Source organism: Ornithinimicrobium pratense (assembly GCF_008843165.1).
Taxonomy (GTDB): Bacteria; Actinomycetota; Actinomycetes; order Actinomycetales; family Dermatophilaceae; genus Ornithinicoccus; species Ornithinicoccus pratensis.
On record NZ_CP044427.1, the window covers coordinates 755,296 to 775,747 of the forward strand.

The following is a 20,452-nucleotide window of genomic DNA, read 5'->3' on the forward strand; positions in this document are numbered from 1 at the left end:
ACGATAGTTGCGTCATGTGCGCACAGTTGCGCAATACGCACTTCGAAGGGTATGCCTCGATGAGCACCTCAGCCCTCCCGGACCGCTGCGACGTGCTGGTCATCGGAGCCGGCATCGTCGGAAACGCGTTGGTCCACCACCTGGCTCGCCTGGGGTGGCAGGACATTGTGCAGATCGACAAGGGTCCGCTGCCGAACCCCGGCGGCTCCACCGGTCACGCTTCCAACTTCATCTTCCCGGTCGACCACAGTCGGGAGATCACCGACCTGACGCTGGACTCGGTCCGGCAGTACCGCGAGATGGGCGTCTTCATCGAGTCCGGCGGCATCGAGGTCGCACGGACACAGGAGCGGATGGAGGAGCTGCGGCGTCGGATGTCGTCGGCCCGGGCCTGGGGGATCGAGTCGCGGTTGGTCACACCCGAGGAGATCGTCGAGCTGGTGCCCTTCGTCGACCCCTCCGTCCTGGTCGGGGGCTTCTACACGCCGTCCGTCGGCGTGGTCGACTCGCTGCGGGCCGGCACCATCATGCGGGAGCAGGCCCAGGAGTCCGGTGCGCTGACCACTGTGCCGAACGTCGAGGTGACGGGGATCAGCGTGACCGAGGGACGGGTCCGAGCCGTGCAGACCGACAGGGGCACGATCGAGGCCCCCGTGGTGGTCATCGCCTGCGGCGTCTGGAGCCCTCAACTGGCGCGGATGGCTGGCGCGCACATCCCGCTGACCCCGGCGGTGCACCAGATGATCTCAGTGGGCCCCTGCGCCCCCCTGGCCAGCACGGACGGCGAGATCAGCTTCCCCATCGTCCGCGACATGGACACCTTCTGCTACGAACGCCAGCATGGCTCGGACATGGAGGTCGGCTCCTATGCGCACCGGCCGATCCTGCACGAGCCCGAAGAGATCCCCTCGATAACCCAGGCCAAGCTCTCGCCGACCGAGATGCCGTTCACCGAGGACGACTTCGACCCGCAGCTGGAGCAGGCGCTGGAGCTCATGCCCGAGCTGCTCGGTGACGAGCGGGCCGAGATCCGGTATGCCATCAACGGCCTCCTCTCGCTCACCCCGGACGGCGCGCCGGTGCTGGGAGAGACCCCCGAGGTTGGTGGGCTGTGGAGCTGCGCCGCGGTGTGGATCAAGGAGGGCCCCGGGGTCGGGCGGGCGGTGGCCGAGTGGATGACGCACGGTCGCCCCGAGATCGACCTGGGCGCCAGTGACATCGCCCGCTTCTATCCCCACCAGCGGACGCGCGCCCACGTCCGCGCCCGCACCAGCGAAGCCTTCAACAAGACCTACGGCATCGTGCACCCCGGAGAGCAGTGGCAGAGCTCACGCCGGGTGCGCCTGTCCCCGATGCATACCGCGCAGCGTGAGCTCGGCGCCGTCTTCCATGAGGCTGTGGGCTGGGAGCGCCCACAGTGGTACGAGTGCAACGCGGGGCTCTTGGAGGAGTTCGGTGAGGCGGTGATGCCCCGGGAGAACGAGTGGGATGCCCGCTGGTGGAGCCCGATCATCAACGCTGAGCACCTGGCGATGCGGGCCCGGGGTGGGATCGTGGACCTGACCGCCTTCGCCATCTTCGACGTCGTCGGCCCGCAAGCCCTGGCAGCGATCCAACGCATCGTCGTGGCACAGGCAGACGTCCGCGTGGGCCGGGTCATCTACACCCCGGTGCTGGATGAGGCCGGTGGCTTCCGCTCCGACCTCACCGTCATGCGCCTCGGGCACGACCACTTCCGCGTCGTCACCGGCGGCGCGCACGGCATGGTCGACCAGAAGTGGTTCGCTGACCACCTGCCCGAGGGGGCCGAGCTGGTTGACCTCACCTCGGCGATCAGCACGATCGGTCTCTGGGGACCGCGGGCGGCCGACGTGCTGGGTGCGCTGACCGACGACGACATCTCCCCTGAGCACTTCGCGTTTGGGACGTGGAAGCTGATCGAGGTCGGGGAGCTGTCGGTGCTGGCTTCCAGGATCTCCTACGTGGGGGAGTTCGGGTGGGAGCTCTACGTGCCGATGGAGACTGGAGCGGCGCTGTGGGACCGGCTGATCGAGGTCGGTCGCGAGCACGGCGTCGGGCCTGTCGGGATTGGTGTCTACACCACCACGGGTCGGATCGAGAAGGGATACCGCGCCTACGGCGCCGAGCTGGACGCGGAGCGGAGCCTGTCCGAGACCGGGATGAGCAGGCCCAAGATCAAGGATGCCGACTTCATCGGCAAACAGGCGGTCCTCGAGCAGGAAGGCGTGGACCCCAAGGCGGTCCTGTGCGCCCTGACCGTCGACGACCACACCAGCGCCGACGGCTCAAGGCGCTACATGCTCGGCGGTGAACCCATCCTGACCCGTGAGGGTCAGCCCTTGACGGACGGGCACGGTCACCATCCCTACGTCACCTCGGCCGCCTCGGCGCCGAGTCTGGGCAAGCACGTGCTGATGGCATTCCTCCCGCCCGCGCAGGCGGTGCCCGGCACCGAGCTGGCGGTGTCCTACATGGAGCAGCTCTTCCCGGTCACTGTGGCTCGTGCAGACGCCACCCCGCTGCTCGACCCGGACAATCTGCGGGTCAAGGGACGGTATGCCGAGCTGGGTGCGGGCGTGGGGGGTGCCTGAGATGACCGACGTGCTGGTCTGTGTGAAGCGGGTGCCCGACGCCAGCGGCGAGGTGGTGCTCACCGAGGCCGGGGACTCGGTGGATGGACGCTACGCCGGTTACACCATGAGCGCGCACGAGGAGTGTGCCCTCGAGATCGCGGTGGGCATTGCCGGCGAGTCCGATGGTGAGGTCACCGTGCTCAGCCTGGGGGAGGAGGACTGCGTGGAACAGCTGCGGGCCGCGGTCGCAGTGGGGGCCCATGCGGCCGTCCGTATCGATGCGCTGGCAGATGCCTTCGGGCCGGGGGATGTTGCCGCCGCGATCGCCTCCGCCGTGCGTGAGAAGGAGGCCGGGGGCGCCAGCTACGACCTGGTGCTGCTGGGCAACGATGCTGCTGACACCGGAGATCACCAGGTCGGTATCCGGCTGGCGCATCTGCTCGAGCGGCCGGTGGTGGCAGGGGCACTGACGGTCACCGTGGCGGAGGGCCGGGCCGAGGTCCGCGCCGATACGGCGACGGGGACCGAGGTCTACGAGCTGCCGTTGCCCGCGGTCGCGACCGTGCTGGAGGGCGGTGTGCAGCCGCGCTACCCCTCGATCAGCGGACGGATGCGCGCCAAGAAGACGCCGATCGAGGTCCTCGAGCCGGGTGTCGAACCGCGGGGCAACGGCCGGCTCGGGTTGCGGGTGCTTCCACCGCCGGACAGCCAGGTGGAGGTGCTGGGTCAGGGTGAGGGCGCCGCCGCGCGGCTTGCTCAGGTGCTGCGAGAGCTGGGAGTGGTGCGATGAGTGTGCTGGTGCTGGTGGAGACGGAGGTCGCCGGCCAGGGCGAGCCGGGACTGTCCGTGGTGGCTGAGGAGACGCTGACCTTCGCGCGTGGACTACCCGGGGACGCGGTCGACGCGGTGCTCGTCGGACACGTCGGCCTGCCCAGTGAGAGGGTGCTGGCGCAGTGCCGCGAGCATGGGGTGCGCACCCTGTTCGTCAGCACGGATGCGCAGCTGGAGCGCTACGCGGCCCGCGCCTGGGCCCGTGTCGTCGACGCCGGCCTCCAGGGGAGCGGTGCGGCATACCTGATCGGCGGTGGCACTCCGCGGGGCAACGAGGTGCTGGCCCACGTGGCTTCCTTCCACGACGTGCCGATGGCGGCGAACGTGGTGCAGATCGTCCAGTCGGACCCGCTGGAGGTCGAGCGGCAGGTCGTCGGTGGTGCGGTGCTGGAGCGGATCGGGCTTGGCGGTGAGCTCGCGGTGGCGTCGGTGGCGGGACACGCGGTGGCACCCGTCCCGTCGGCGGAGCCGACGCAGACACAGGTGGAACAGGTCGCGGTCCAGCTGACCCCGGCCGACCTGGCCGCCCAGGTGCGGCGCAGCGAGGTGCGCGAGGCTGGCGACACCTCGGCCCTGACCGGCGCCTCGGTGGTCGTCGGGGTCGGACGCGGGGTCGGTGGCGCCGACCGGTTCACCGCTGCCGAGGCACTCGCCGAACGCCTCGGTGGCGCGGTCGGCGTCTCGCGGGTGGTGACCAGCCTCGGCTGGCGTCCGCACCACGAGCAGGTGGGACAGACCGGCAGCCGCATCAGTCCCGATCTCTACCTGGCGTGCGGCATCAGCGGCGCGATCCAGCACTGGGCCGGATGCGCGTCCTCGCGGACCATCATCGCCATCAACACCGACGACGAGGCGCCGATGGTGACCAAGGCGCAGTATGCCGTCATCGGCGACATGCACGAGGTCCTTCCCGCGCTGCTGGAGGAGCTGGGCTAACCCGTCGGAAGGGAGACGACCGCAGCCGGACACCCGATCGCGTCACACTCGACAGCGGGCAGGGACATCGGCATCGTCCAGGACGGGCACGTGCCTTGCGCGTCCGGCGCGGACGCCGTTGGCGATGACGACGACCTCGGCGAGCTCGTGGATCAGCACCACGGCCGCGAGGCCGAGGATGCCGAACAGCGCCAGCGGGATCAGGACCGCGATCAGGACCAGCGACAGCACCACGTTCTGCAGCATGATCGCGCGGGTGCGGCGGGCGTGGTCGAACGCGAATGGAAGTAGCCGCAGGTCATCACCCATGAGGGCGACGTCGGCGGTCTCGATGGCGACGTCGGTGCCCATGGCGCCCATCGCGACACCGACGTCGGCGGTGGCCAGCGCGGGCGCGTCGTTGATGCCGTCCCCGACCATCGCGGTCGGTCCGTGTGTGCGCAGCCTGGCCACCACCTGCGTCTTATGTTCAGGGCGCAGGTCCGCGTGCACTTCATCGATGCCGGCCTGCGCGGCTAGCGCTTGGGCGGTGACCTGGTTGTCGCCGGTGAGCATCGCCACCGTGTAGCCGCGGTCGGCGAAGCGGGCGATGACCTCACTCGCCTCTGGTCGCAGCTCATCCCTGACCGCGATCGCGCCGACCGGGTGGCCGTCGACCTCCACCACGACCGCGGTCGCGCCGGCCTGCTGCATGGCGGTCACGGCCAGGGAGAGATCCCCGGGCTCGATCCAGCCGGGTTTGCCCAGCCGGACCCAGGCGCCGTCCACGGTGCCGTCCAGTCCAGCGCCGGCGACCGCTTCGATGTCCTGTGCAGCGGGGACCTGGCCGGCGGCGGCCAGGATCGCCGCGGCCAGGGGGTGCTCGCTGCGGGCCTCCAGCGCAGCCGCCCACGCCAACACCTGGTCCGGGGCGTGGCCGGGTGCGGTGGCGACGTCGATCACGGTCGGCTGGTGACGGGTGAGCGTGCCGGTCTTGTCCAGGGCGATGGTGCGCACCCGGCCCAGGGCCTCCATCGCGGCGCCACCCTTGACCAGGACGCCGCGGCGGCTGGCCGCACCGATCGAGGCAACTGCGGTGACCGGCACAGAGATCGCCAGCGCGCAGGGTGAGGCGGCCACGACCATGACCAGGGCCCGGTGCACCCACACCGACGGGTCCCCCACGAGCGCACCGAGCAGCACCGTCAGCCCCGCGGCGACCAGGATGCCGGGCACCAGCGGCCCGGCGATCCGGTCAGCCAGCCGCTGCGTGGCGCCGCGGCGGGACTGCTCGGCCTCCACCACGTGCACAATGCGGGCCAGGGAGTTGTCCTGAGCAGGGGCGATGACTTCGACCTCCAGTGCTCCGGAGCCGTTGATCGACCCGGCGAAGACCTCCTCACCCGGCCCGGTCTCTACCGGCATGGATTCACCGGTGATCGCTGAGGTGTCCAGGCTGCTACGACCGGTCAGTACGGTCCCGTCGGTCGCCAGCCGCTCGCCCGGGCGGACCACCATGACATCCCCGACCCTCAGCTGTGCGGGGTCGAGCACGAGCTCGCGGCCGTCGCGCAGCACTGTCGCCTCCTTCGGGACCAGGTCCAGCAGCGCCCGCAGGCCGTGCCGGGTCCGGGCCAGGGAGTACTCCTCCAGGCCTTCGCTGAGGGAGAACAGGAACGCCAGGGCGGCGGCCTCCTGTACCTGACCGAGCAGGGTGGCCCCCACCGCGCCGATCGTCATCAGCAGGCCGACGCCGAGCTTGCCGCGCGCTAGCCGCCGTAGCGCACCCGGGACGAACGTGGATCCGCCCACCAGCAGGGCGGCGGCAGCCAGCACGAGCTCCGTCGTCCCCTGTTCGGCTAACCCGGCGAGCAACCCGGCGCCCAGCAGCGCACCGGAGAGCAGACCGAGCTGCACCTCCCGCACGTGCCAGACCCGGGTGACCGGCTCCTGCCCTTCTTCGCCGACCGGGGCAGGAGGCGGTGTGATCTCGCACCCGCACGCGTCCATCAGGACCTGATGCTTCGGCCTGTCCTGGCCGCTCACTCCCCGGCGTCCCGCCCGGCGTGCGCGCGCAGCTGGTCAGCGGCCGGGCTGCCCTCGGTCCCGATGCCGTAGTTCGGGCACAGGGCCACGGCATACCCCGAGACGGCGAGCAACTGCTCTGCGGCGTCCAGCACCCCCAGCAGTTGCGGCGCACTGGTCAGCGAGAATATCGATGCCCGACCCTCCGGCCGCGACACCACCAGCCCGCAGTCGCGCAGGCATGCCAGGTGCGTGCTCACGGTCGACTGTGCCAGTCCCAGATGCTCGGTCAGATCACGCACCCGGTGCTCGCCCAACGTCAGGTGCTGCAGGATCGCCAGCCGGGACGGGTCTGACAGCCCGTGGAACAACGCCGCCGCCACGCCGAGCCCCTCATTCCCTGACGGGTTGGCCGCAGTCCCCGGTGTCGATGTCATCGTCATATGCCGATGTTAGCGGCCAACCCTCGTGCACGGCTCATGCGGAGGCCTGGGCCTCAGGGCAGGAGGTATGTGCGCTCGTGGTCGAGAATGTGACATGAGCAAAATCTCCGACGAGCACCTGATCTCTGCCCTCGCGCGCGCCAGCCGTGAGTTCGAGCGCGTGCGGGGCGTCCTGCTCCGCGAGGACGAGCCGACGCCGGAACGGGTTGCGGGCATGTCGACCGGGGGAACACGCCGGACGCGACGGGTCCCGGGGGCGCCGACGGGGGAGCACACCGGACGTGGCGGTGTTCTTGGAGCCGCGGGTTCTGCTGCGCAGGCAGCTGCCTCAGCCGCTGGCACGGTCGGGTCTGCTGCAGCCTGGGCAGCCCGCTTCGGCGTGCGGCGCGTCACCGGGCAGGTGCACCCCAGGCACGAGGACTGGTCGGGGTTGAGCACGGATGAGCGCATCCAGTGGTGGGTCGACCGGTTTGGCACGGGTGTCGCGGCGTTGGTCGCCCTACCCAGCTTCGGTGGCATCGTGACGCGGACGGCCATGTCCCCCATCTTGAACACGGTCGGCGCAGCCGGGCAGGTGCTCGTCGTGAACGCCGTCGCGCACGAAGTGGGTGGCACCGACGAGGCCGACCGGGTGGTCGCCGCAGCGTCGATCGTGCTGGGACGCGACCTCGACCTCGACGCGGTTCGGCGTCAGCTGAGCGCAGAGCGGACCGACGAGGGGCTTGGCGAGCCCGACGAGCTGCAGGCCGAGCTCGACCAGGACCAGGATGACCCGCCGGGGGTGCTGCGCCGACTGGGCTCCACGGCGCTGCTGATCCGCCGTGTGGCTCGTCAGTTCCGTTCCCTCGCGGGCCTGCAGGGTGAGCGCCCCCAGGGCGGGCTGGTCGCACGTGCCATGCGCAACCTCCCCGTTGTCGGGATGCTCGGCGGGTTCCTTGCCGAACGCGGCGGGGTCCGGCAGGCGGCCCAAGCGGCTCAGGAGACCTTTCGCTCGACGTGAGGGCCCTTGCTGTTGCCATGTCGGAAGGTCGTCGTGCTGCCGGTTAACCAGTTTGGGCAGGCGTCTGAGTCTCGTATCCTGATGACATGGTGGGTATCGCCTCGATGAAGCCCTGGGCTCGCCGCTGACGGCGGCAGAGCCACTTCGTCCTCCCTGTCTCTGTACGCCGTCCTGGCCTTCGCCGGGCGGCCCCTTCTTGTGCTGCCCGGCTCCCATGACGAGCCGAAGAGAGAACAGTGCAGAACCCGTATCACAAGCAAAGCCCCTTCTACGGCGGTTTCCCCGCAGGCGCCGCCGCCCACATCCGAGCTGAGGGCGTCGATGTAACCCTCGGAGATCGGCGGGTCCTCCGCGACGTCGACGTCGTCGTCTCCGCCGGGTCTCGGCTGGCGATCGTCGGCGAGAACGGCCGCGGCAAGACCACTCTCCTCCACGTCCTCGCCGGGTTGACCGAGCCGGAGCTCGGTACCGTCACCCGGGTCGGCACCCTGGCCGTCGTCCAGCAGGCCCTCGATGCCCGCAGTGACAAGACCGTCGGTGCACTCGTTGAGGACGCGATTGGCGATTCTCTGACGGCACTGGCGCGCCTTGAGACGGCGACTGAGGCCCTCACCGAGAGACGCCCAGGCGCCGATGAGGCGTACGCCGCCGCCCTCGACCTGGCCATCGCGCTGGACGCCTGGGACGCACAGCGGCGCGTTGACGTGGCCCTGGCGGGGCTCGACGCCTGCACAGACAGGGCGCGGACACTGTCCACGCTCTCGGTAGGTCAGCGGTACCGGGTTCGGCTCGCGTGCGTCCTGGGCGCAGACTCCGATCTCATGCTTCTCGACGAGCCGACCAACCACCTGGACGCAAAGGGCCTGGACTTCCTCACCGAACGCCTGCAGGCTCACCGAGGCGGGCTGGCGATCGTCAGCCACGACCGGGCGCTGCTGCGAGACGTCGCGACGAGCTTCTTGGACCTCGACCCCAGCGAGGACGGACGCCCACGCCTGTACGCCGGTGGCTATGACGCCTGGGTCGACGGCCGTCGCCGCGACCGGGTCCGGTGGGAGCAGGACTACGCCGACCAGCTCGCCGAGCGGGCCCAGCTCGCCCAGGCAGCCGAGGAGGCCAGGGGTCGCCTCCGGTCCGGGTGGCGCCCCGAGAAGGGCCACGGCAAGCACCAGCGTGCCACCCGGACCGGCGGGGTCGTCCAGGCATTCAACCGCAGGCAGGAAGACCTCGAGGCGCACGTCGTCTCGGTCCCCGAACCTCCGCTGCGGCTGCACTGGCCCGACCCAGGAACCACCCCCGGTCGCCCCGTCCTGACCTGCGCCGAGGCCACCGTCCAAGGCCGCCTCACAACACCGACGAGCCTGTCCGTCAACGGCGGCGACCGACTGGTCGTCACCGGCGCCAACGGTGCCGGCAAGTCCACCCTGCTCGGAGTCCTCGCCGGGCAGTTGACCCCCACCACCGGCCAGGTCCGCCTACACCCGGCAGCGTGCGTCGCCTTCCTCTCGCAGGAGGTGCCTGGCTGGCCACCCGAGCTCACCGCCCACCAGGTCTACGACCGGCACCTCGCCGAGCTCGCCTCCCGATCGGGGCGGGCCCCGAGTCCCCGGGTGGCGGCCTCGCGTACCGGGTTGCTGGAGGCCCGCAGCTGGCGGACCCCGGTAACCCGTATGTCTCAGGGGCAGCAGCGCCGGCTGCACCTGGCCTTGTGCCTCGCCGAGCAGCCGGACTTGCTGCTGCTCGACGAGCCAACCAACCACCTCTCCGCCGGCCTGGTCGACGAGCTCACAACCGAACTGCAGCAGACCAGCTGCGCAGTCGTCGTCGCGACCCACGACCGTCAGCTCCTCCGCGACGTGGCCGGCTGGCCCACTCTCCACCTCCAGGCAGCCACGTCCCCCTCCGATCTAGACAAGGACCCTTCATGAACACCGGCCCATCGCCGCCTGGCGTCGCACTGTCTTGCCGCCGGTCATCGCCAGGCGGGGATGTGCGCAGCACCCAGGTCCGGTGACTACGCGAGACACCACATGCCGTTGCTCATTCGGTGCCTCGCGGCCACCGGTGTCCTCCTGAAGTCCAATGGCTCTGCAGCGGGTCCGTTGAGCTGGGTGGCGGCAGGCTGGAGGATGGCCAGACATCGACGGCGCAACGTCCCGCCGAGGATGTCCACCAGAAACCTATGGGGCGGGGGTTCTCTGGTGCCGGCGGCTAGGGCGCGTCCTCCTGCGGTGACTGCTCCTGGGGCGCCTCCTCCTGGGGCGCCTCCTGCTGAGGAACTTGTTCATCTGGCGCGTCTTGCGGCGCCTGCTCCTGCGGCGGGTCAGTGTCCTGGACCTCACCTGGCAGAGGCACGTCGAGCTCAGCGTCGGGCGGTACCTCCCCCGTGCCGCTCCAGCCCGGGATCGAGGTACCGACACTGGTGTTGTTCGTGCCGCCCGTGTAGGTGGACACCGCGCGCCCGGTCGCAAGCTCGAAGGCCACGATGAGGACCATCGCCAGCACAAAGAGCGCAGCGCTGAGAGCAGCGATCCGCTTCCAGGGCAGGCCTTGCAGTACTCGCCTCACGGACCTTCGCACGTCCGGTCGATCCTTGAGGTCGACGTTGCCTTCGGCACGTCGATGCTCCTCAGCCCGCGCGGCTGGCCCTTCCTGGGCCGGCGCCAGCTCGTGCACTCGCCCGGTGCGCCGAGCCGCGAAGGCCTGCGCTGCCACGCGGTCCCTTGTCATCGCCAAGTAGTGAGAGTAGACGGCGCCCCCCACTGTGATGCACAAGCTGCCCAGTGCAGCACCTACCAGGGTGCCGGCCGCGCCGAGACTGGACAGGAGCACGGCCGAAGACACGGCCCCCAGGGCGCCACCTGCGGAATTGACCCAGTTGATCTGAAGACGGTGCGGCTCACTCACTGTATCCACTATCCGCCCCTACGGCTGGCCGCCCAAACTGACGCGTGCCGACCGCCCGGCCCAGGGGTGACCGGCCTCACCGTGATGGGCTCGGCAGTGCTCGCTGCCCACGGTATTGCCGTTCCGGGTGGCCCTTTCAGGGCTGGCGCCTCGCATGGTCGGCCCGAACCCAGACTGGGGTGCATCGGAGTGACGCGGCCCTGGCGCCGCACCCGGCTGGCTCTCGTCCTCGTCCAAGAGATCGCCACAACGCTGCACACCGGGGGCTTCACCCACATCTGTCGACGGCGCTCGAAAACTGGGCGGTTTCGGCGGTCGAAGAGTGAGCGGTTTCAGTCTAGGGATTCTTGCTCGGCTTTGATGCTGGGTAGGGTCTCCACGCCGCGGTCGCGCAGTCGGTAGGAGGCGCCTTTGAGGGCGATGACGTCGGCGTGATGGACGATGCGGTCGATCATCGCCGCGGCGACGACCTGGTCACCGAAGACGCCGGCCCAGGAGGAGAAAGGCAGGTTGGACGTCAGGATGAGGGAGGCGTGCTCGTACCGGGAGGACACGAGCTGGAAGAAGAGGTTCGCTGCGTCCTGGTCGAACGGTAGGTAGCCGACCTCATCGACGATGATCAGCCCGTAGCGGCGCAGCCGGGTCAGCTCAACGGCGAGCCGTCCGCGGTCGTGGGCCTCGGTCAGTCGGGTGACCCAGTCGGTGGCGGTGGCGAACAGGACCCGGTGGCCTTGCCGGGCGGCCGCGACGCCGAGGGCGGTGGCCAGGTGGGTCTTGCCGGTGCCCGGTGGCCCGAGCAGGACGACGTTGCGGTGCTCGGCCAGGTACGCCCCGGAGGCCAGGGCCTGGATCGGGGTGCGCGCACCGGGTTGGTGGTCGAAGTCGAAGTCCTCGATCGTCTTGGCCGCGGGCATGCCGGCGGCGCGGATCCGCAGCCGTGCGCCGGAGGCGTTGCGGGCGGCGACCTCACGTTCCAGGACGGCGGCCAGGTAGTCCTCATGAGTCCATCCGGCATCGCGGGCGTGGTCGGCCAGCCGGGTGGCGGACTCGGTGATCCGTGGTGCTTTCAGCGCCGCGGCCAGGTGGGTGATCTGCTTGAGGGTCTCAGTCGTGGCGGAGGTGGTCTTGCGGGTCATGGCTGGCTCACCTCGCCCAGGCCGAACGCACGGTCGTACTCGGACAGGTCCCGCACCATGCCGTCGTCGGCGGGCGCCGGTGTCGCGGGGTGTTGGTAGTCGTGCCGAAGCTTCGCGGCGGTGGCGACGTGAGCGGGGTCGGTGATGGTCATGCCGCGGGCCCACCGACGCGGGTGTTCAGCCACTAGGCGGCCACCGTGGCGGACCCGGACGACATCAAGGTCGGCAGCGACGTCGACCCGGGCACCGATGGCGCGGGGGTCCACGGAGTAGTCGTTGGTGTCGATGCGTACGTAGTAGTCCCGGCCCAGGCGGACATGGTTACGCCAGCCCAGGTGCAGCACCGCCGGCGGCAACGGCAACATTGCCTCTTTGTCCGCGCCCAGCAGGTCCACGGGACGGGCCTTGATCGTGCGCACCACCCGGGCGTTCGCGGTCAGCAGCCAGTCGGTGAACTGGGCGTTGAAGTCGCCCGGGGACTCAAAGTGGCGCCCGGGCATGAAGGAGGTCTCAAAAAAGCGGTTGCGCCGTTCCACGATGCCCTTGGACTCGGGGTCCTTCGGCGGCAGCAGCACGATCCGCGTCGCCAGCGTCCCAGCGAACACCGCCACCGGCTCGGTCACCTTCCGGCGTCCGATGCCGGGCTCGTTGTCCCAGATCAGCCGACGCGGAACACGGCCCAGCTGCTCCAGCAGCGACCAGGACCCCAGCAGCAGGTCAGGTGTCTTCCGGGTCGGGATCATCCGGGCGAGCATGAACCTGGAGTACCCGCAGGTCATCACCAGCACTGGAAGCAGGGTCCGGGAGCCGTCTTCGAGCAGGATCTTGCGCGGCGGGAACCACAGGTCGCACTGCGCCACGTCCCCGGCCGTCCACGTCAACCGGTCGGCCGGGTCGATCGGGCGGTGGTCAGCCCGGACCCGGTTGACGTTGTCCCGGAACCAGCGGATCGAGCCGCTCCACCCGACCCGTTCAGCCAGCACCGTCGCGGGCATGTCCGGGGTCTCCGCCAACAGCGCACGCACCCGCGCCTTGTACGGCGTGAACGACGTCGGCCCTGGTCTTCGTTCGTACTTCGGTGGACCCTCGGAAGCCACGGCCGCAGCGACCGTGTTCCTCGAGATGCCCAACCTCCTGGCGATCGCGGCCTTCGGCACGCCCTCGGCGGCCAGCCTCCTGATCAGCGCCCAGTCCTCCATGGTGATCACACTCCAATCGTCGAAGAGTGCTCACTTTTCGAGCGCCGTACCTGCTCAGTTTTCAAGCGCCGCCGACAACATCACGGCTGAAACCGACGCGACCAATCGCGACTCCCACCTGATGGCCACCCGACACGGAGGCGAACCCCTTCAGACGACACTCGAGTGGCAGAACACACGGCCAGGTCGACCATGCTGAGCGGAGGGAGACGCACGACTTTGGCGCTGGTTGCTCTTCCGGTCAGGATCCTGCTCATGGCATACGTTTGCGCTTCACCAGTCGTTGCTCACCTGCTCAGATGGCTACGCAAGGACACCGTCGGGCCCCGGACCGGGCACCCGCCTGACGCACTCATTGGCCGCTGACGGCGCTCGTGTCTTGCTCGTGGACGAGCATCAGGTGTGGTCCACCGCGCGCGGTGTCTGACCGCGGGGGCGGACGCGCGACGAGCCCACCGGAGAGCTCGGTGACCATCGTCGGCGATCGTGGTGCGCGTGCGCGTATCCCTCTAAGCCAGTCCGAGATGAGTGTGGGATGAGGCGTGGAGGATGGGTTGGTCGTCGGCAATGTTATCGGCTAACATTTAAGCGTGGCACCGACCAAGTCGGAGCGCACCCGCGCCCGCATCGAGCAGGTGGCCCTGGATCTGTTCGAGCAGCGTGGTTTCCACCAGACGACGGTGGCGCAGATCGCGGACGCGGCAGGAGTAGCGCAGATGACGTTCTTCCGGCACTTCGCCTCCAAGTCCGGTGTGCTCTTCGACGACCCGTACGACCCGGTCATCGCCGCTGCGGTGGCCGAGCAGCCATCGGCCCTGGATCCGCTGACCCGGACGGCTCGGGCGGTGCGCACGGCGTGGGCGGGTCTGCCTGAACCCCAGGAGTCTGTGGTTCGTCGCAAGGTGCGGATCGTCGCGCAGACACCTTCTATCGCGAGCGAGATGGCCGGCAGCAACGCGGCGACCGAGGCATCGATCGTCGAGGTGCTCAGGGAGGACGGCGTCGAGATGCTGGCCGCCCGGGCTGCGGCCGCGGCGACGATGGCGGCCGTCACGGCGGCCATCCTGGAGTGGGCTGCGCATGAGGACCTAGTGCTGGGCGAGGCGCTGCTCGTCGCGATCGAGACGCTCGAGCGCCGTGATGGGTGAGCTCGCCATCCGGGCCGAACGGCTGGTGCGGACCTTCCCCGGGGGAGTGGGTGTCCGCGGGATGGACCTGGACGTGGAGTACGGCGAGGTCCACGCTCTCGTCGGGCTCAACGGAGCGGGCAAAACCACACTCATGCGTCTGCTTCTGGGCATGCTGCGAGCCGACTCCGGCACCGTCGCGATCGGCGCGCCCTGGTCTGAAGCGGGCCACACCGTGGATGAGCCGTTCGGTTATCCAGACCTGACTACCATTGCCAACCTGACTGTCGCCGCCCGGCTGCGTGGGGTGCCACGAGCGGTTGTGGGCGAGGTCGTCGCAGGTGCCATCGCCGAGCTCGGCCTGCAGGCCTACGCTACGCGCCGAGCCCGGGCCCTGTCGCAGGGCAACCGCCAACGCCTCAACCTCGCCGCCGCGCTGCAGCACAATCCACGCGTGCTGATTCTCGATGAGCCGACCAGCGCGCTGGACCCACGCGGGGTGATCCTGCTGCGCACGGCACTGCTGCGCCGCGCGGCAGAGGGTGCAGGCGTGCTCGTCTCCAGCCACCACCTGGACGAGGTCGCACGGATCGCCGACCGGATCACGGTGATCAGTCACGGAGCCGTGATCGGCTCCCTTGACCCAGGTGGCACAGATATTGAGCGGGACTTCTTCGCGTTGGTGCTGGCCGAGGAGGAGTCAGGTCGGGAGAGGATGTCATGAGCCTGATCGCACCAGAGGTCATCACCGCTGTCGCCGTCGAGGGCCGCAAAGCCGCGTCGTCGCCGGTGCTTCTCACCACCGGCGTGCTGCTTGTCGCCGGCGTGGGGGTCCTGGCGGGGGTCATGACCGCGGCAGCTCGCGGTGGCAACGAACAGATCCGTGCTCAGCTGGCCGGTCTGGGCGACGCCGACCCGTGGCCGCAGCTCATCGGTGGGGCTTCACAGATCACCGCAGCCGCCGGGTTCCTGGCCTTCGGGGTTGCCCTGAGCTGGTTGATAGGGCGAGAGTTCACCGACCGCACTGTCGCCGGCCTCTTCGCGCTGCCGATCTCGCGCACGCACATCGCCCTTGGGAAGTTAGCGGTGTTCGCCGGCGCGACGTTCCCAGTCGCGCTGCTCCTCACCGCGGTCGTCTTCCTTGTCGGTCTGGTGTCCGGGCTGGGCGCCCCCGATCCTGCTGCGTGGAACGGGCTTGCGCGGCTGTTCATCCTCACCGTGCTCACCGGGTTCCTGGTCTGGCCCGCAGCATGGGTCGCCACGCTCGGGCGGGGGTTGCTGCCCGGAATCGCCGCGACCGTGGTGCTGATTGTGATCGCCCAGGTCTTTGCGGTCATGGGCACAGGGGCGTGGTTCCCCATCGTGGCGCCCGCACTATGGGCAGTCGCCCCCGAACAGGTAAGCGCGCGCCAGCTCACACTCGTCGCCCTCGTACCGGCCCTGTCGGCAGCCCTCACGGTCCGAGCGTGGTCCCGCCTGCAACTGGACCGCTAGGCAACACGCCGGGCCAAGTGCAAGCGTTCCCCCTATGGGGGTCATGCTCGAGCTAAGCCAGGTGGACCTGGCTGACTTCGCGGAGCGATTGTGCCATGACGCCGCGGCACAACGGCTCGCGCGAGCCATTCAGGGTCAGGAGCCTTCCGGCGGCTCAAGGACGAGCTGTACGAGGGGTTCCCCGAACTCCTGCCGGTCTGGAAGGCTTTCCGGGAAGTTCGCGCCAACAGGCGAGCCGTCGAATGGCTCGCGGATGAGGGCCTCATCGCCCAGGACGCCGCCGACCAGTATCGACAGGGCCACCCCAACCCCGACCTGCCCTGCCCAGGACCTGAGTCAGCGCCCTTCGGGACACGTACTCAACTCGCCCCATCAGGCGCGGAACGGAGGCCACTGCCGTGGAGCTCACCGATGAACGGTCAGTGGGCCTTCCTCTTCCGTGGGTGGCTGGAAGTGATTGAAGTAGTGGGCCGCGACGTCGGGTTCTAAGGGGAAGTCGTCTCCGTGGGTAAGCACTCTCGCTCGTATGCGATCCATGCAGGTCTCTTTGTCGGTCGCCATGTAGATGGTCTCCGCAGTGATGCCGTACCGAGCCACAAGTCGACGCCAGTCGTCGCGCATTGCACGGGACCAGAAGGAGAAGTCAAGGACGACGTCGCGGCCCTGGTCAAGGAGCCGGATCAAGTGTTGGCGCAGGTGCGCGTCAAGCTCGTTGTCCGCGTCGTGGGGCAACGGCATCGCCCGTAGTCCGCGATTCCAGGCTTCCTGGTCGTAGGAGAGTCGCGTCATGCCGCCAGCAGCCTCGAGCCGGCGGGCAACAGTTGACTTTCCCGACCCGGCGGGGCCGCACATGAGGACGACTCGAGGCATGGCCTGACCCTAGGGCGATCAGCAGCCTGAACGCACTGTCTTTGCTGCTGTCCAGGATGGGTCTGAGAGCTTCACGATGCGCAGACGATGGGGAGGAGATCGGTGTAGGCCTGGCGTAGTGCAGCGCCCATGTCCGGCCCGCCGTGTCCTTCGTGCTCGACGATCACCAGTTGACTGCCGGGCCATTGGCGGTGCAGCCGCCTGGCTGTGCCCACCGGGCCGCTGATGTCCAGGCGTCCATGAATGAGCACTGCGGGCAGGTGGCAGATTCGGTGGATGTTGTCCAGGATGCCTTGCTCCCCGAGGAAGGCGTTGTTGGCCCAGGAGTAGGCCACCTGGAGGGCATAGACCTCACGAAACTGAGGGTCCCGTGACGCGAGGTCGGGAGCGACTCGATGGGGGATGGACATATGTGCGTCCTCCCATGTGCACCACGCCATGGCCGCCGCGTCGCGAACCCTTGGGTTGGGGTCAGTGAGCCGTTCCACATAGGCGTCGAGCAGCCGTTGTCCGGGTGCTCGACCTGAAGCGGCTTCGTAGGCTTCCCAGGCCTCAGGAAACACCCTCTCTACGGATTCGCTGATCCATTCGACGTATCCCCGGCTGCCATCGGTGACCGCGGTCAGAACGAATCCGGTGACCCGTTCTGGATGGGCCTGCCCATAGGCCATCGCCAGGGTTGTGCCCCATGAACCGCCAGCCACCAGCCAGCGCTCGATGCCCAGGTGTTGGCGCAGTTCTTCCAGGTCGGCGATCAAGGCGGGCGTCTGCAGAGTGCTCAGATCGAAGCCGGGCTCGTTCGCCAGGGGTCGGCTGCGTCCGCAGGCCCGCTGATCCAGGCCGACGATGAGCCAGCTCTTGGGATCGGGGGCGCGCTTGTACCCTCCGGAGAGCAGCCCCGTGCCGGGGCCGCCGTGCAGCCACAGCAACGGCGTTCCGGCCGGGTTGCCTGTGGTCTCCCAATAAATCTGAGCTCCATCGCGGAGGGTCAGCATGCCTCGGTCAAAGGGCTCGATGGGAGTGCTCACCCCAGGAGGCTACCCATGGTGAGAGTGCACGTTTGTGCTTGATTGTGATCGGGCGGTGGATCAGTTGTTCATCCGACGGGGGTCGGCGATGTGGGCAAGGAAGAGGGGCCAGCCTGTGGTGCTGTCGGCGATGTGCACCAGGTAGGGGCGGTCGACAGTGAGTTTGAGGGGAGGCTGCGCCGTCCCAGATACGGGGAAGCCGATCTCGGTGACGGCGGCGGCGATGGTGCCTTCCTCATCGATCGCGAGAACCCCTTGCTGGGCAGCCTGGTCGATGGCCAGGTCTTCGTCGGCGATGCCGCCGAAGCCGCCGGCCAGGGCTGAGGGTGCGTGTTCGGACAGGAATGGCCTTAGGTCCAGCTTCGACGTGGCGTCGACGACGGGCATCCGCAGGATGACCAGTCGACTCTGGTCTGCGTCGAGCTGCCCCTGGAGCTGGGCGAGCAGTTCGGTGCTGGCCTGGGTCGGTGCCGTGCCCAGCGGGGGAAGGATGACGTCGGCGTGCAAGCGGCCTCCCGTGTAGGGCAGCCGCACCGCCTGCCACCCGTCGACCTCGGCGTAGATCGTGTCGCGCTCCCTACCGGTGTCCATCATGTCCAGGTCAACCACCTCACCGGTGGGCAGGGTGAACTGCTCTGGACTGGTGAGCGCCGCATAGTAGGGGTCCTGCCAGCGGGCGGCCAGCACGATGGCGTCCTGCAGCACCAGCCGCAGGCCCGGGTCCGGTTTGATAGCCGACTGCGGGACGAGTCCACCTGTGTGCTCGTTCACCCAGGAGTCCAGAACTGCCTTGCCCGCTTCGCTGCCCAGGTCGGTCGTCTCGGACGTGGCGCCGTAATGGCGGGCCAACGCGTCGACGAAGTCCTGTTTGACCACCAGGGTGTCGTCCAGCACGAGCCGGTCGGCGCGGTGCACCATCGGGGTCTCGGGGAGTTCGTCGTCCTGGACGACGGCAGGGTCACCGTCCAGGTCCTCTAGTGCGGTCATCAACGCGTTCATGGCATCGCTGCGCCCGGTGCCCGTGGCGCCAATAAGCGCCTCGAGCTCGCTCAGCGTCTGACCCTCGGCCCCTTCGGCGGCCATCGACAGGGCGACCTGCAGGCTCGCGGGTGAGGTCACGGTCGTCACCTCAGGCTGGAGATTGATGAGCTCCAGCCCCATACCGTCCGCAGCGACGACCAGATCCTCTATCGCCTTGGCCTCCTGGACGCTGACCGCGCGCCGGTCCAGCTGGGCGACCGGCAGGGTCCCCTCAGGCGATGCCTCCTCCGGCTGCGCCGTCTGCTGACCGCACGCCGGCAGCACGAGCAGTGCCGCCAGGGACAGGGGCACGGCCACGCGCGCCCACCCTGGAGTTGATCCCGTCATACCGATACGACGCGCGCCGCGCCCGATCGGTTGCCGCCCGCCCGCGGACCGTCAGGACCAAGACCGCCCCCGGCGCGAGACGACCCTGCGCACGAGGCCCTCCCCGAGGCCGGACTCCGTTGGCCGGCCATCGTCGTGACAGCGGGCCGGGCCTGAGCGGTGGGCCTCACGTCATCCACCCCGACTGATCTGAGGCGAACGCGCTGCGCCCCCGGCAGGACTCGAACCTGCAACCTACGGATTAGAAGGCCGGTGCTCTATCCATTGAGCTACGGGGGCCGGAAGGTCACAGTGTAGGTCTGCGGTCCTAGGATCGGTCAGCATGACGGACGGAGCGGGCGCGGAGCAGCCCCTGGCAGCGCTGCGCGGCCAGATCGACGAGGTCGACAGGGAGCTGGTGGAGCTGCTGGCCCGCCGCCTCCAGCTGGTCTCGCAGGTGGGGGAGATCAAGGGGCGGCACGGCCTGCCGATCTATGCCCCCGAGCGTGAGGCGACGATGATCGCCGCCAAGCGGGCCCTCGCCGAGGAGCAGGGCGTGCCTCCCGGAATGGTCGAGGACGTGCTGCGCCGGTGCATGCGCGAGGCGTACACCCACGAGAAGAGCATGGGCTTCACCACCCAAGCCCCCGACCTCGGGCCGGTCGTCGTCGTCGGCGGGGCGGGGCGGATGGGTGCTCTCTTCGGGCGCATGCTGCGCCTGTCCGGGTATGAGGTGCGCGTGGTCGAGCAGGAGCACTCGCCCCAGGAGGTGGCCGAGCTGGTCGAGGGCGTCGGGATGGTGCTGGTCTCGGTGCCGATCCACGAGACGGTCCAGGTCGTGCGTTCGCTGCCGCCGTTGCCGGCGGACTGCCTGCTCGCCGACCTGACGTCGACTAAGCGGGCAGTCATGGGCGCGATGCTGGAGGTGCACCCAGGCCCGGTGCTGGGCCTGCACCCGATGTTCGGCCCCGACGTGGACAGCTTCGCCAAGCAGGTGGTGGCCTACGTTCCCGGGCGGGAGCCCGAGGCCAGCGGCTGGCTGCTGGAGCAGATCCGGCTATGGGGGGCCCGGCTGCACCGGGTCGACGCGGAGGAACACGACCACGCGATGGGCCTGATCCAGGCCCTGCGGCACTTCTCCACCTTCGCCTACGGCGCCCACCTGGCCCACGAGGACCGTGACCTGCCCACCCTGCTGGCCCTGTCCTCACCGATCTACCGGCTGGAGCTGGTCATGGTCGGACGCCTCTTCGCTCAGGACCCCGGGCTCTACTACGACATCATCACCGCCTCCTCGGACGCGATGGAGCTCATCACCCGCTACCACGAGCGCTACGGCCAGGCCATCGACCTGCTCCGCAGCGGCGACCGGGAGGCCTTCGTCACCCAGTTCGAGCAGGTGGGGGAGTGGTTCGGCGACTACGCACAGAGATTCCTCGCCGAGTCCGCCGCCCTGCTCGCCCACGCCGACGCGACCAGGACCTAGCGGCCCGCCATCCGTCCCTGGCCGGAGGGCCTGGCGGTTCGTCTTGGTCA

General features: G+C 69.2%; 17 protein-coding genes and 1 tRNA gene. 9 read left to right on the plus strand and 9 right to left on the minus strand.

The genetic code is table 11. The features are described 5' to 3' along the window. Positions 1 to 14 precede the first annotated feature (14 nt). The 3 genes from FY030_RS03475 to FY030_RS03485 are packed head-to-tail and all read left to right on the plus strand — an operon-like array spanning position 15 to position 4,361. Positions 15 to 2,612 (plus strand): GcvT family protein, encoded by a 2,598-nt coding sequence (locus FY030_RS03475; RefSeq protein WP_238348532.1) that lies wholly within the window; start codon positions 15 to 17, stop codon positions 2,610 to 2,612. Between the two features lies 1 nt (position 2,613). Then, positions 2,614 to 3,384 (plus strand): electron transfer flavoprotein subunit beta/FixA family protein, encoded by a 771-nt coding sequence (locus tag FY030_RS03480; RefSeq protein WP_158060298.1) that lies wholly within the window; start codon positions 2,614 to 2,616, stop codon positions 3,382 to 3,384. Beyond that, positions 3,381 to 4,361, plus strand: a complete 981-nt coding sequence (locus tag FY030_RS03485; RefSeq protein ID WP_158060299.1) for an electron transfer flavoprotein subunit alpha/FixB family protein — start codon at positions 3,381 to 3,383, stop codon at positions 4,359 to 4,361. The genes FY030_RS03480 and FY030_RS03485 overlap by 4 nt, the downstream gene beginning before the upstream one ends. 42 nt (positions 4,362 to 4,403) lie before the next feature. Here FY030_RS03485 and FY030_RS03490 read toward each other — a convergent pair whose 3' ends face one another. Together FY030_RS03490 and FY030_RS03495 are read right to left on the minus strand one after the other, a co-directional pair. Continuing rightward, on the minus strand, positions 4,404 to 6,350 hold the full coding sequence (locus tag FY030_RS03490) for a heavy metal translocating P-type ATPase (RefSeq protein WP_192498700.1): 1,947 nt from the start codon (positions 6,348 to 6,350) through the stop codon (positions 4,404 to 4,406). A gap of 32 nt (positions 6,351 to 6,382) precedes the next feature. Then, positions 6,383 to 6,808, minus strand: a complete 426-nt coding sequence (locus FY030_RS03495) for an ArsR/SmtB family transcription factor (RefSeq protein WP_158060301.1) — start codon at positions 6,806 to 6,808, stop codon at positions 6,383 to 6,385. 94 nt (positions 6,809 to 6,902) lie between these two features. Here FY030_RS03495 and FY030_RS03500 point away from each other — a divergent pair, with 94 nt between their 5' ends. Beyond that, the gene (locus FY030_RS03500; protein ID WP_158060302.1) at positions 6,903 to 7,808 is read left to right on the plus strand and encodes a hypothetical protein; all 906 of its coding nucleotides are present in this window, start codon (positions 6,903 to 6,905) and stop codon (positions 7,806 to 7,808) included. A gap of 236 nt (positions 7,809 to 8,044) precedes the next feature. Continuing rightward, a complete protein-coding gene (locus FY030_RS03505) occupies positions 8,045 to 9,736 on the plus strand; it encodes an ATP-binding cassette domain-containing protein (protein WP_202879752.1) in 1,692 nt (563 codons plus the stop codon). 283 nt (positions 9,737 to 10,019) lie between these two features. Here FY030_RS03505 and FY030_RS03510 read toward each other — a convergent pair whose 3' ends face one another. From FY030_RS03510 to istA, 3 genes are all read right to left on the minus strand, one after another. After that, entirely contained in the window at positions 10,020 to 10,544 is a 525-nt protein-coding gene (locus FY030_RS03510; RefSeq protein ID WP_158060303.1) for a hypothetical protein, read from the minus strand. Between the two features lie 503 nt (positions 10,545 to 11,047). Beyond that, positions 11,048 to 11,851: an IS21-like element helper ATPase IstB gene (gene istB, locus FY030_RS03515; protein ID WP_158060304.1), complete on the minus strand. Its 804-nt coding sequence runs from the start codon at positions 11,849 to 11,851 to the stop codon at positions 11,048 to 11,050. After that, on the minus strand, positions 11,848 to 13,059 hold the full coding sequence (gene istA, locus FY030_RS03520) for an IS21 family transposase (RefSeq protein WP_158060305.1): 1,212 nt from the start codon (positions 13,057 to 13,059) through the stop codon (positions 11,848 to 11,850). The genes istB and istA overlap by 4 nt, the downstream gene beginning before the upstream one ends. A 581-nt stretch (positions 13,060 to 13,640) precedes the next feature. Between istA and FY030_RS03525 the strand changes: the two genes are divergently transcribed. Genes FY030_RS03525 through FY030_RS03535 form a run of 3 tightly spaced genes read left to right on the plus strand, consistent with a single transcriptional unit; the run spans position 13,641 to position 15,671 of the window. Continuing rightward, positions 13,641 to 14,198, plus strand: a complete 558-nt coding sequence (locus FY030_RS03525; protein ID WP_158060306.1) for a TetR family transcriptional regulator — start codon at positions 13,641 to 13,643, stop codon at positions 14,196 to 14,198. After that, the gene (locus FY030_RS03530; protein ID WP_158062611.1) at positions 14,191 to 14,901 is read left to right on the plus strand and encodes an ABC transporter ATP-binding protein; all 711 of its coding nucleotides are present in this window, start codon (positions 14,191 to 14,193) and stop codon (positions 14,899 to 14,901) included. Before FY030_RS03525 ends, FY030_RS03530 begins: the two co-directional genes overlap by 8 nt. Then, positions 14,898 to 15,671, plus strand: a complete 774-nt coding sequence (locus FY030_RS03535) for an ABC transporter permease (RefSeq protein WP_158060307.1) — start codon at positions 14,898 to 14,900, stop codon at positions 15,669 to 15,671. The genes FY030_RS03530 and FY030_RS03535 overlap by 4 nt, the downstream gene beginning before the upstream one ends. A 405-nt stretch (positions 15,672 to 16,076) precedes the next feature. Here the strand turns inward: FY030_RS03535 and FY030_RS03540 are convergent, their stop codons facing one another. From FY030_RS03540 to FY030_RS03555, 4 genes are all read right to left on the minus strand, one after another. Then, entirely contained in the window at positions 16,077 to 16,541 is a 465-nt protein-coding gene (locus FY030_RS03540; protein WP_158060308.1) for a P-loop nucleotide/nucleoside kinase family protein, read from the minus strand. Between the two features lie 71 nt (positions 16,542 to 16,612). After that, positions 16,613 to 17,569 (minus strand): alpha/beta fold hydrolase, encoded by a 957-nt coding sequence (locus FY030_RS03545; RefSeq protein ID WP_238348533.1) that lies wholly within the window; start codon positions 17,567 to 17,569, stop codon positions 16,613 to 16,615. A 60-nt stretch (positions 17,570 to 17,629) separates the two neighbouring features. Continuing rightward, on the minus strand, positions 17,630 to 18,907 hold the full coding sequence (locus FY030_RS03550) for a serpin family protein (RefSeq protein ID WP_202879753.1): 1,278 nt from the start codon (positions 18,905 to 18,907) through the stop codon (positions 17,630 to 17,632). A gap of 236 nt (positions 18,908 to 19,143) precedes the next feature. Continuing rightward, positions 19,144 to 19,216: transfer RNA gene (locus FY030_RS03555), tRNA-Arg, on the minus strand. A 43-nt stretch (positions 19,217 to 19,259) separates the two neighbouring features. On the opposite strand from FY030_RS03555, the gene tyrA reads away from it, so the two are divergent. Beyond that, a complete protein-coding gene (tyrA, locus tag FY030_RS03560) occupies positions 19,260 to 20,402 on the plus strand; it encodes a bifunctional chorismate mutase/prephenate dehydrogenase (protein WP_158060309.1) in 1,143 nt (380 codons plus the stop codon). The last annotated feature ends 50 nt before the right edge of the window (positions 20,403 to 20,452 follow it).